8 protein-coding genes are annotated in these 11,345 nt (G+C 69.2%); 2 read left to right on the plus strand and 6 right to left on the minus strand.

All coding sequences use genetic code 11. The annotated features are described in order from the left end of the window. Positions 1 to 67: 67 nt before the first annotated feature. The gene (ftsY, locus tag MBTS_RS05315) at positions 68 to 1,483 is read right to left on the minus strand and encodes a signal recognition particle-docking protein FtsY (RefSeq protein ID WP_147829662.1); all 1,416 of its coding nucleotides are present in this window, start codon (positions 1,481 to 1,483) and stop codon (positions 68 to 70) included. 41 nt (positions 1,484 to 1,524) lie between these two features. Here ftsY and MBTS_RS05320 point away from each other — a divergent pair, with 41 nt between their 5' ends. Next, positions 1,525 to 2,250, plus strand: coding sequence for an RluA family pseudouridine synthase (locus MBTS_RS05320; protein WP_147829660.1), 726 nt, complete (start codon positions 1,525 to 1,527; stop codon positions 2,248 to 2,250). 180 nt (positions 2,251 to 2,430) lie between these two features. Here MBTS_RS05320 and mtaB read toward each other — a convergent pair whose 3' ends face one another. After that, a complete protein-coding gene (gene mtaB, locus MBTS_RS05325) occupies positions 2,431 to 3,678 on the minus strand; it encodes a tRNA (N(6)-L-threonylcarbamoyladenosine(37)-C(2))-methylthiotransferase MtaB (protein WP_147829658.1) in 1,248 nt (415 codons plus the stop codon). Then, positions 3,679 to 4,566 (minus strand): diaminopimelate epimerase, encoded by an 888-nt coding sequence (gene dapF, locus MBTS_RS05330; RefSeq protein WP_147829656.1) that lies wholly within the window; start codon positions 4,564 to 4,566, stop codon positions 3,679 to 3,681. 243 nt (positions 4,567 to 4,809) lie between these two features. Here dapF and MBTS_RS05335 point away from each other — a divergent pair, with 243 nt between their 5' ends. Further along, entirely contained in the window at positions 4,810 to 5,514 is a 705-nt protein-coding gene (locus tag MBTS_RS05335; protein WP_056159250.1) for a GyrI-like domain-containing protein, read from the plus strand. Positions 5,515 to 5,526: 12 nt separating this feature from the next. Here MBTS_RS05335 and MBTS_RS05340 read toward each other — a convergent pair whose 3' ends face one another. The 3 genes from MBTS_RS05340 to gcvP all read right to left on the minus strand — a co-directional run bounded on the left by MBTS_RS05340 (position 5,527) and on the right by gcvP (position 11,182). Next, positions 5,527 to 7,182: a cyclic peptide export ABC transporter gene (locus tag MBTS_RS05340; RefSeq protein ID WP_238253727.1), complete on the minus strand. Its 1,656-nt coding sequence runs from the start codon at positions 7,180 to 7,182 to the stop codon at positions 5,527 to 5,529. A 348-nt stretch (positions 7,183 to 7,530) separates the two neighbouring features. Further along, positions 7,531 to 8,043 (minus strand): methylated-DNA--[protein]-cysteine S-methyltransferase, encoded by a 513-nt coding sequence (locus MBTS_RS05345; protein WP_147829654.1) that lies wholly within the window; start codon positions 8,041 to 8,043, stop codon positions 7,531 to 7,533. Between the two features lie 292 nt (positions 8,044 to 8,335). Then, complete coding sequence (gcvP, locus tag MBTS_RS05350) at positions 8,336 to 11,182, minus strand: aminomethyl-transferring glycine dehydrogenase (RefSeq protein WP_192215221.1); 2,847 nt, start codon at positions 11,180 to 11,182, stop codon at positions 8,336 to 8,338. Positions 11,183 to 11,345 lie beyond the last annotated feature (163 nt).

The following is an 11,345-nucleotide window of genomic DNA, read 5'->3' on the forward strand; positions in this document are numbered from 1 at the left end:
ACAGTCGCCCCGGCTTTCCTAGCGCGAGCCCTTTTCGCGCAGGTCGCCGGAGCGCCCGTCCATGAATCTAGTCCTTGTCCAACCCCGCGATGGCCCGTGCGAAATCCCGCGCGGCGAAGGGTTCGAGATCCTCGACGCCTTCTCCGACGCCGATGAAATGCACCGGCAGGCCGAACTTCGCGGCCAGCGCCACGAGGATGCCGCCCCGCGCGGTGCCGTCGAGCTTGGTCATGACGAGGCCGGTGACGTTGGCCGCCTTCGAGAACAGCTCGACCTGGCTCAGCGCGTTCTGGCCCACGGTGGCGTCGAGGACGAGGAGGACGGCATGGGGCGCCTCGGCGTCGATCTTGCGGATGACGCGCAGGATCTTCTCCAGCTCCGCCATCAGCCCGGTCTTGTTCTGGAGCCGGCCGGCCGTATCGATCAGGAGCACGTCGGTGCCCTCGGTTCTGGCCCGCTGGAAGGCCTCGAAGGCGAGGCCGGCGGCATCCGCTCCTTGCGCGCCCGCCACCACCGGAACCCCGGTGCGCGTGCCCCAGACCTTGAGCTGCTCGATGGCCGCGGCGCGGAACGTGTCGCCCGCCGCGAGCATCAGGCTGTGCCCCTCCCCCTTCAGCTTCAGGGCGAGCTTGCCGATGGTGGTGGTCTTGCCCGCCCCGTTGACGCCGATCATCAGGATCACGAACGGCTTCTTCGTCGTGTCGATGCTGAGGGGAATGGCGACGGGTGTCAGCGCCCGCTCCACCTCGGCCGCCAGGATGGCCCGGACGTCGTCGGGGGAGATGCCCTTCTCGTAGCGGCCCTTGCCCACGGCCTCCGAGATCCGCATGGCGGTGTCGATGCCGAAATCGGCCTGGATCAGGGCGTCCTCCAGCTCCTCCAGCGTGTCCGCGTCGAGCTTGCGCTTGGTGAAGAGGCCGGTCACCCGCTCGGACAAAGCCGACGAGGTGCGCTTCATGCCCCCGGTGAGGCGGCTCCACCAGCCGCGCTTCTCGGAGGCCGGTTCGGCTTCGGAGACCGGCTCGGGCGTGGGGGCGGGCTTTGGTGCGAAGGCGACCGTCGTGGTGTCGGCCTTCTCCGCTCCGCGCGCGGGATCGTCTCCCGCGGTGCCTGCCGGCGGGCGCTCGTCGGCGCCCGCGATGGGCTGCAGGTCCGCCCCCTCGATCTCGTCGGCGATCGTGTTCTTGTCCGGGTCGGCGGGCGCGGGCTCGCTGGGGGGCAGCGGGATCGCCGAGATGTCGTCCGCACCCGTGGCGAAGTCGGGCTGGCCTTCCGATGCCGAGGCGGGGGACGCGATGGGAGGCGATGCCGGCTCGATCGGCGTTTCGGGTTTCGGCTCGGGTTTCGGCTCGGGCTTGGGCTCGGACTTGGACTCGGATTTGGGATCGGGCGGCTGGACCGGCACCGGCTCGGGCGGCCAGGCCTCCTCCTTCTTCCCGAACATCCGCCGCAGCAACCAGCCCGGCCTCTTGTCTTCGCTCATTCCCACTTGCTCCCTCGACCCCGCATGAGTAGCGCAGGGCGATGCCGTCAGCCGATGCCCCAGTGGAACACCGCATAACAGACATAGGCGCGCGCCTCCTCTACCGCGATGCCCTTGTCCTCGTCATCGACAAGCCGGCTGGCTTGCCCGTCCATCCCGGCCCCAAGGGCGGGGAGACCCTGACCGATCATCTCGATGCCCTGCGCTTCGGCCTGCCGCGTCGTCCGGAGGCCGCTCATCGGCTCGACCGCGACACGTCCGGCTGCCTGGCTCTCGGCCGTCACGCCAAGGCTCTCGCTCGCCTCAACAAGCTGTTCGCCGCGAGCGGCACGGTGGGGAAGACCTACTGGGCCATCGTGGAGGGCGATCCCTCGGAAGACGAGGGCCGCATCGACCTGCCCCTCGCCCGCCGCTCGGACGACCCGCGCTCGTGGTGGATGAAGACGGACCCCGCCGGTGACCCGTCGCTGACCACATGGCGCGTTCTCGGCCGCTCGCCGGACCGGAGCCTCGCCTGGCTCGCCCTCAGCCCGGTCACCGGCCGCACGCATCAGCTGCGCGTCCATTGCGCCGCCATGGGCTGGCCCATCCTCGGGGACACGATCTACGGCACCGCCCCTCGCTCGGGCGGGCCGGGGCTCCAGCTCCACGCCCGCGCGCTGACCCTGCCGCTCTACCCCAAGAAGCCGCCGATCGTGGTCGAGGCGCCTGCGCCGGGGCATATGCGGGAGCGGATGGAGATGTGTGGGTACGAGGCCGACGAGTAAGGCGCGAGTCCCTCCTCCCCCTTGTGGGGAGGAGTTGGAGGTGGGGGTGGTTGGGTGACCCTCAGCTTGCGGAGGCAAGCGGAACCACCCCCACTCCTAACCTCTCCCCACAAGGGGGAGAGGGACGCGCTCTGCCGACAAGTTCGGATGTGTGAAGCCGGTAGAGCCGTTGCGCTCGGATCACTCTGCCGCGATCAGCACCCGGCCGTCATGTCCGGCGATCGTCACGTCGCGGAGCTCGCCCGGAGGCGTGTCGGCTGCTAGCCGCACCGGCGTGAACCCTTCCGTGCGTCCCATCCCGCCGCGCTCGGTGAGCACGCGGTGGGTCCGGCCGACCTCTCCCGCGAGATGCGCCGTCAAGGCTGCCGCTCCCGCGTCACGAAGGCGGGCGGCGCGCTCGCGGATCACGTCTCCGGCGACGGGAGGCATGCGCGCGGCCGGCGTGTCGGGGCGCGGTGAATAGGGAAACACGTGGAGATGCGTCAGCCCGCATTCGGCCACGAGATCGAGGGAGCGGGTGAATTGCGCCTCGGTCTCGGTGGGAAAGCCGGCGATGAGGTCGGCCCCGAAGACGGCGCCCGAGCGAAGACGGCGCACGGCCTCGCAGAACCGGATCGCGTCGTCGCGGCCGTGCCGGCGCTTCATGCGCTTGAGGATCAGGTCGTCGCCGGCCTGCAGCGAGAGGTGGAAATGCGGCATCAGCCGGTTCTCGCCGGCAATCGCCTCCCAGAGAGCCGCGTCGGCCTCGATGGAATCGATGGAGGACAGGCGCAGGCGCGCGAGATCCGGCACGTGGCGCAGGATCGCCTGGACCAATCGGCCGAGGCTCGACGGCTCCGAACAATCCCGGCCGTAGGCGGTGAGGTCGACCCCGGTGAGCACGACCTCGCGCCCGCCATGGTCGACGATTCGGCGGACCTGATCGACCGCGTCCGCCAGCGTGACGGAGCGGGAATTCCCCCGGCCGAAGGGGATGATGCAGAAGGTGCAGCGATGATCGCAGCCGTTCTGGACCGGAACGAAGGCGCGGGTATGCCCGGCCACAGAGGCGATCCGCGTCGGAGCGGCGTCGCGCGCGGCCATGATGTCGTCGATGGCGAGGCGCGGTCTGACATGCGTTGCGGGCAGCCAGGTCTCGGCCCTGGTCTTGGCGTCGTTGCCGACGATCCGCGCCACTTCCGGCATCGCCGAATAGGCGTCCGTCTCCACCTGAGCGCCGCAGCCGGTGACGACGATCTCGGCCCCCGGCCGCTCACGGGCGAGCTTGCGGATCGCCTTGCGGGCCTGGCGCCCGGCCTCCGCCGTGACGGCGCAGGTATTGACGAGGACGAGGTCGCCGCCCGTCCCCGCCGCCTCGGCGTGGCGGCGCATCACCTCGGATTCCACCGTGTTAAGGCGGCAGCCGAAGGTCAGGGTCTCCACCGCCACTCAGTCCACCCGCGCGAAGAGCTCGGGGGACAGGAACCCCTCCCATTCGAGGGCCACGGGGCCGGTCATCAGCACGTGGTCGTCGGCGCGCCACTCGATGACGAGGTCGCCGCCGGGGAGGCTCACCGTGGCGTGGCGGCCGAGCATGCGCAGGCGCGAGGCCGCCACCAGCGTGGCGCAGGCGGCGGTGCCACAGGCCAGCGTCAACCCGGCGCCGCGCTCCCAGACCCGGAGCTTGATCGTCTCCGGTCCCGTCACCTGCGCCAGGGAGATGTTGGCGCGCTCGGGAAAGATCGGGTGGTTCTCCAGCATCGGGCCGAAGCGGCCGAGGTCGTAGCCGTCGGGATCGCTTTCGATGAAGAACACCGCATGGGGGTTGCCCATGTTCACCGCCCCCGGCGAATGCAGGACGGGCGCGTCGATGGGACCGATCTGCAGTTCGATCCGCCGCGTGTCGGGGAACGGCTCGGCCAGCGGGATCTCGTCCCACTTCAGGCGGGGGCGGCCCATGTCGACGGTGAAGGAGGCCTGCGCCTCGCGCTTCACGCCGACGAGCCCGGCCTTGGTCTCCAGGGTGAGGCGGCCGCTCTCGGCGGGGCGCGCCATGGCGGGGTCGTCCAGCATGGCGAAGGCGACGCAACGGGTGCCGTTGCCGCAGGCGCCGGATTCCGACCCGTCGGTATTGTAGATCCGCAGATAAGCATCCGTGCCGGGCTTGCGCGGATCGTGGATGACCATGAGCTGGTCGAAGCCGGAGCGCGGGTGGCCGGCGATGGCGCGGGCCTCCTCGGCGCGCACGACCAGCTCCGTGCCGCGCAGGTCCAGCACCACGATGGCGTTGCCCGCCCCGTGCATCTTCAGGAACCGACGGTTCTCGAGCCTCGTCATGAGCTTCTTTGGTTTCGTTGTCCGAACGGGGCATCCCGCATGCGCGGCCCCCGCATATAGGACAAAGCGCCGGGCCGCGCACGCGGGGTCCGCTCGGGGGAGCGTTGCACAAGGGACGCGCCCGTCACGTTCCTGCGCCCGATGCGGGTTGGTGCCTCGCAGGAGGGCGGCTTCCTCCCTATTTTAGGGCTTCGCGATTCAGCCGTACGATTCGTCGCGGCGTGCGATCTCCGGAGCGTTGCCTTGACCCGTCATCGTCTATTGCCGCTCGTCAGCCTCGCCGCCGCTTTGGCCGTCTCCTCCGCGCTCGCGCAGCAGCCGGCCTCGCCCGCGACCTCCTCTCCGCTGCCGACCACGACGGCGCCCGATCCGGTCAATCCCGACGCGCCGTCCCGTCCGGTGCCGACCCAGGCCCTCCCCGCCGCGCCGGCACTCACGCCGGGTCCCTCGCGCCCGACCCTGGTGGAGACCCCCGGCGACGCCAACGACGTGGACGAGGTCTCCCTGCCGCCCAAACCCGCCGCGATCCTGGCGGGGCGGGCGAGCTGGGAGGAGGCGGTGCCGGCCCTGAAGGCGGCCTTCGTGAAGATCGAGGAGGCGCTGGCCAAGGACGGGATCACCCCCGCCGGCCGGCCGCTCGCGGTCTTCGCCAAGACCGACGATGACGGGTTCCAGTTCGAGGCGATGATCCCCATCGCCTCGATGCCGAACCCGAAGCCCGCCGAGACCGGCGGCCTCCGCTTCGGCACGACCCCCAGCGGCAAGGCCCTGCGCTTCCCGCACAAGGGCTCCTACGACGAGATCGACGGCACCTACGAGACCCTCACCGCCTATCTCGACGCCAAGGACGTGGTGGTCCAGGACCGGTTCATCGAGGAATACGTCACCGACCTGAACGACAAGGCGGACGAGAAGCTCGACGTGAACATCTACGCCCTGCCGAAATAGGCGGATCGCCGCTCAGGCCGGCGGTGAGGCTTCCACGATCGCGCCGTTGTTCAGGTGGATCACCCGGTCGGCCGCATCGAAGTAGCGGTCGTCGTGGCTGATGACGATCAGGGTCCGGCCCTCACGCTTCAGGTCCGGCAGGAGCCGTGTGTAGAACAGGCGGCGGAAGGTGGGGTCCTGCTCCGCCGCCCACTCGTCGAGGACGAGGACCGGCCGTCCTTCGAGATTGGCCTGGACCAGGGCGAGGCGCTTCCTCTGCCCGGCCGAGAGATCGACGGTGGAGAAGGCCCCGTCCCGGATCGTCACCTTGTGGGCAAGATCGAGGGTCTCGAGATAGGCATCCGCCGCCGCCGGATCCGCCCCGGCGGGCAGGACGAGATCGTCGAACAGGTAATAGTCGAAGAACACCGCCGAGAAATGCTGGCGGTAGGCGTCCCGCGTCTCGTCCGTCACCGGCGCTCCGTCGAGGAACAGGGTGCCGGTCTGTGGCGGATACAGGCCGAGGATCAGCTTGATGAGGGTGGTCTTGCCCGAGCCGTTCTCGCCGACGATGAACAGGATCTCCCCCCGCCGTACGGTGAGGTCGATGGGGCCGAGGGTGAAGCCCGGCTTGCCCTCGGCGGCCGGGAAAGCGTGACTGACGCCGCGAAGCGCGATGTCACTGATCGCATGGGGCGTCCGTGCTTCCACCGATGCGAGCAGGTTCGGCTCCGAGACGGTGCGTCCGGCCGAGAATTCGGCGATGCGCTGGTAGGCTATCCGCGCCCGGCCGATCTCGGGCAGGATGGCGAGGATGTAGGTGACCGGCAGCTCGATATAGAGCAGCACCAGGACAAAGCCGGAGAGGACGGCGTTGTCGATCCCGAATGTCGCCTTGCAGGTCACGATGGCCGCGATCGTGGCGAACAGGGCCAGCTTCTTAGTCAGGTAGGAGAATTCGACGAGCGTGTTGGTCCTGAACCCGTTGCGGCGGAGCTCCTCGATGGAGGAGGCAAGGGCCCCGTCCCTCAGCCGCATCCGGCGCTCCCGGTTGAGCCGCAATTCCCTGCTGCCGTCGGTCAGGCTCTGGAAATGCTTCTGCATCGTGTCCGCCAGGGCGCGGCGCGTGCGGTAGCCGACCATGGCCCGGCGGCGCAGGATGTTCTCCACATAGCTGCCGAGGCCGAAGATCAGCAGGGTGATGGCGAAGAGCGGGGCTGACAGGGTGAGCATATAGACGAGGCAGCCGGCGGTGACGCCGCTATGGATGATCAGTCCCGACAGCATCGAGACCGTCGTCGACAGCGTGGCGGCATCGGTGTTGAGCGAAGCGAGGACCTTGTGGCGGCCGATCTGCTCGATGCGGTCGATGGGCGCCGTGAGGATCATGTCGGCGAGATCGCGGCTGAGGCCGGCGCTGATGCGCCCGCTCGCCAGGGCGCTGCCGAGCCCGGACAGGAGGGACCCGCCCACGCCGAGGAGGACGAGGCCGAGGAAGACGGGAATGAAAGTCTCGGAAAGACCGCCTTCCGCATGGATGGCCGTGTTGACCTTGGCCAGCACCGTCGCCGTGGCGAGGCCGCTCAAGGCGCCGATCGCCGAGGAGGCGGCCACGAGCGGCCAGATCGGGCGCAGCAGGCGCATCGCGTCCTTGCCGAGCCCGCTCAGACGATTGTCCGGTCCCGCCATTCATCCCTCCGGCTCGGCCCTGTCGCTGGCCGCTGGGCAGGCGGATACGTCAGGAACGGGATGCGCCGAAATTCGAAACACGCAGGGCGTGTCTGCGGCGAGGCCGGCTTGTCGTCGCGGTGAGGATGTGGAGAATGATCAAAGCGCCGCTTCGCGCCGGACTCAGAGTCGATCACCCGCCAGACACGATCATCCGAGCCGACCTCCTCATCCTGAGGTGCCGGAGCGTAGCGGAGGCCTCGAAGGAGCCCTCCAGTTCGCTCGGTTAGTTCTGGAGGCCTCCTTCGAGGCCGCTCCGCGGCACCTCAGGATGAGGTCAAGCCTTGGACGGACATCTTAAACAGTCGCTCAGAGCAGGCTGAGCTGCTCCGAGACACGAGAGGTCGCCCCGCGCTCCAGGGCGAGCAGCCACTTCTTCGTATCGAGGCCGCCGGCGAACCCCGTGAGGCTGCCCGCCGCGCCGATGACGCGATGGCAGGGAACCACGATGGGCAGGGGGTTGGCACCGTTGGCGGCACCCACGGCCCGGCTGGCGCTCGGACGGCCGATCCGCCTGGCCAGCGCGCCGTAACTGATCGTCTCCCCCGGCGGGATGCAGGTGAGTTCCTCCCACACGGCGCGCTGGAACGGCGTGCCGCGCGGATCGAGGTCGAGGTCGAACCGGGTGAGTCGGCCTTCGAAATAGGCGCTCAATTGCCGCCGGGCCTCGGCGAAGGCCGCGTCGTCCCGGTGCCAGTCCGCCCGGGGTGTCACCGCGCCCTTGCCGGTGGGAAAACCGATGCAACGCAGGCGCTCGTCCGCTCCCGCGAGAAGCAGCGCGCCGATGGGCGTGTCGAGGAACGTGTAGCGGGTGTCGGGCATGGCGGATCGTCTCGGGCCGGTGGGTGCGCGCCTCGGGAGACCGCCCCCGCAGGTGTCCGCCATCCTACACGGAGGGAAGCGGCCCTCCTCCCCAGCGGATCTCGGGCCTGCCCGAGATCCGTCGAGCTTGTGGGGAGGAGTTGGAGGTGGGGGTGGTTGGGTGACCCTCAGCTTGCGGAGGCCGGCGGAGCCACCCCCACTCCTAACCTCTCCCCACAAGGGGGAGAGGGACGCGCTCTGCCTGCACGAGCAGATGGGTGAAACCAGTAGGCTAGGAGGTGGAAGACCCGCCCTACTCCGCCGCCTCGCTATAGGCGTCCACCGGTGGGCAGGAGCAGACGAGGTTGCGGTCGCCATAGGCGTTGTCGACGCGGTTGATCGGCGGCCAGTACTTGTCCATCCGCAGGCTCCCCGACGGGAAGCACGCCGCCTCGCGGGAATAGGGCCGCTCCCACGGGCCGATCAGGTCCGCCACCGTGTGCGGCGCGTGTTTCAGCGGGTTGTTTGCCTTGTCCATCCGCCCCTCCTCGATGGCACGGATCTCTTCCCGGATCGCCAGCATGGCGTCGCAGAACCGGTCGATCTCGCCCTTGGTCTCGGATTCGGTCGGTTCGATCATCAGGGTGCCGGCCACCGGCCAGCTCATGGTCGGCGGGTGGAAGCCGCAATCGATCAGGCGCTTGGCGATGTCCTCGACGCCGATCCCGGCCGATTTCTGGAACGGCCGCACGTCGATGATGCATTCATGCGCCACGCGGCCCTGCGCCCCGGCATAGAGCACCGGGTAGGCACCCTTCAGGCGGCTCGCGATGTAATTGGCGTTGAGGATCGCCACGCGGGTGGCCTGGGTGAGGCCGCGCCCGCCCATGAGCAGGCAGTAGCTCCACGAGATCGGCAGGATCGAGGCCGAGCCGTAGGGGGCGGCAGAGACCGCACCCTCCTCACCGCTGCGCGGGTCGGAGGGCAGGAACGGGATGAGATGCGCCTTGACGCCGATCGGCCCCATGCCGGGGCCGCCGCCGCCATGGGGGATGCAGAAGGTCTTGTGCAGGTTGAGGTGGCTGACATCGGCGCCGATATCGCCGGGGCGCGCGAGGCCCACCATGGCGTTGAGGTTGGCCCCGTCGAGATAGACCTGGCCGCCATGGGCATGGACGATGTCGCAGATCTCGCGGACCCGAACCTCGAACACCCCATGGGTCGACGGATAGGTGATCATGCAGGCCGCGAGGTTTTCGCCGTGCAACTCGGCCTTCCGCGAAAAGTCCTCCACGTCGATGTTGCCGTGCTGGTCGGCGCCGACCACCACGACGCTCATGCCGCACATCTGCGCCGAGGCCGGGTTGGTGCCGTGCGCCGAGGAGGGGATGAGGCAGACCTTGCGGTGCCCCTCCCCGCGCGAGAGGTGGTAGGCCCGGATGGCGAGCAGCCCCGCATATTCCCCCTGCGCGCCGGAATTCGGCTGCATCGAGATCGCGTCGTAGCCGGTGATCGCGCAGAGCTTGTCGGAGAAGTCGCGCAGGAGTTCCCGGTAGCCCTCCGCCTGATCCGCCGGGACGAAGGGGTGGATCTCCGAGAATTCCGGCCAGGAGATCGGCAGCATCTCGGCGGTGGCGTTGAGCTTCATCGTGCAGGAGCCGAGCGGGATCATCGCCCGGTCCAGCGCCAGGTCGCGGTCCGCGAGGCGGCGCATGTAGCGCGTCATCTCGCTCTCGGCCCGGTTCATGTGGAAGATCGGGTGGGTGAGATAGGCGGAGGTGCGCAAATTCGCCTCCGGCAGGCGCTGGTTGGGCCAGGCCTCGTCGTAGGTGAGATGCTCGCCGCCGAAGGCGCGCCACACCGCCTGGACGATGTCGGGCCGGGTGCGCTCGTCGACGGTGATGCCGATGCGGTCCGAGCCCACTGTCCGCAGGTTGACGCCGTTCTTCACCGCGTTCTGCAGGATCAGCCCCTGGAAGGCGCCGACCTCGACGGTGATCGTGTCGAAGAAGCCCTTCGGCTCCACGGTGAAGCCGAGACTCTCCAGGCCTTCGGCGAGACGCACCGCGTCGCGATGGACCCGCGCGGCGATGGCCTTCAATCCGCGTGGGCCGTGGAACACCGCGTACATGCCGGCGATCACCGCCAGCAGCACCTGCGCGGTGCAGATGTTCGACGTCGCCTTCTCGCGGCGGATATGCTGCTCGCGGGTCTGCAGGGCGAGGCGGTAGGCCCGGTTTCCCCTCGCATCGACGGAGACGCCCACGAGCCGGCCCGGCAGGGTGCGCTTATGCGCGTCGCGCGTCGACAGGTATGCGGCATGCGGCCCGCCATAGCCCATGGGCACGCCGTAGCGCTGCATGGAGCCGATGGCGATGTCGGCGCCCATCTCGCCCGGCGGCTTCAGCAGGGTCAGCGCCAGGGGATCGGCGGCCATCACCGCCACGGCTCCGGCCTCGTGCAGGCGGGCGATGACCTCCGAGAAATCGCGGATGGCGCCGCAGACGCCGGGATACTGAAAGATGGCGCCGAAGACCTCCGCCGGGTCGAGATCGGTCGACGGGTCGCCGGCGACGATGGTCCAGCCCAGCGGCGCGGCGCGGGTCTTCAGCACGGCGATGGTCTGGGGCAGGCATTCGCCGTCGACGAAGAAGGCGGTCTTGCCGTTGCGGGCGATGCGCGAGGCCATGCCCATGGCCTCCGCCGCCGCCGTGGCCTCGTCGAGGAGCGAGGCATTGGCGATGTCGAGACCGGTGAGGTCGCAGACCAGGGTCTGGAAGTTCAGCAGCGCCTCGAGCCGGCCCTGGCTGATCTCCGGCTGGTAGGGCGAATAGGCCGTGTACCAGGCCGGGTTCTCGAAGATGTTGCGCTGGATCACCGGCGGCATCGTGGTGCCGTGGTAGCCCTGGCCGATGAGCGAGACGAGAAGCCGGTTCTTATCGGCGATGCCGCGCATATGTTCGAGCACCCGGCGCTCGGTGAGCGACGTGCCGAAATCGATGCGCTCTTCCTGGCGGATGTCCGGCGGCAGGGTCTCGTCCACGAGGCCGTGCAGGCTCGGTGCGCCGATCACCTCCAGCATCGCCGCGATCTCGGCGGTGGTCGGGCCGATATGGCGGCGATTGGCGAAATCGTAAGGGTCGTAGCGATCGTTTGGCATGATGGGCCTCGCGTGCCGAAGTCTGAAGAATGTCGCGACGCACCTCCCTACCCCTTGTGGGGAGGGATCGAGGGTGGGGGTGGTTCCGCCGGACTCCGCAGCGGGTCACCCAATCACCCCCACCTCCAACTCCTCCCCACAAGGGGGAGGAGGGCCGCGTCCT

Origin of the sequence: Methylobacterium bullatum (assembly GCF_014845095.1) — a bacterium.
Taxonomy (GTDB): Bacteria; Pseudomonadota; Alphaproteobacteria; order Rhizobiales; family Beijerinckiaceae; genus Methylobacterium; species Methylobacterium bullatum.

Excerpts from the sequence above, each read along its gene's own strand:
- MBTS_RS05320 (WP_147829660.1), top strand. The coding sequence starts at position 1,525 with ATGCCGTCAGCCGATGCCCCAGTGGAACACCGCATAACAGACATAGGC.
- dapF (WP_147829656.1), bottom strand. The coding sequence starts at position 4,566 with ATGACGAGGCTCGAGAACCGTCGGTTCCTGAAGATGCACGGGGCGGGC.
- ftsY (WP_147829662.1), bottom strand. The coding sequence starts at position 1,483 with ATGAGCGAAGACAAGAGGCCGGGCTGGTTGCTGCGGCGGATGTTCGGG.
- MBTS_RS05340 (WP_238253727.1), bottom strand. The coding sequence starts at position 7,182 with ATGGCGGGACCGGACAATCGTCTGAGCGGGCTCGGCAAGGACGCGATG.
- MBTS_RS05345 (WP_147829654.1), bottom strand. The coding sequence starts at position 8,043 with ATGCCCGACACCCGCTACACGTTCCTCGACACGCCCATCGGCGCGCTG.
- gcvP (WP_192215221.1), bottom strand. The coding sequence starts at position 11,182 with ATGCCAAACGATCGCTACGACCCTTACGATTTCGCCAATCGCCGCCAT.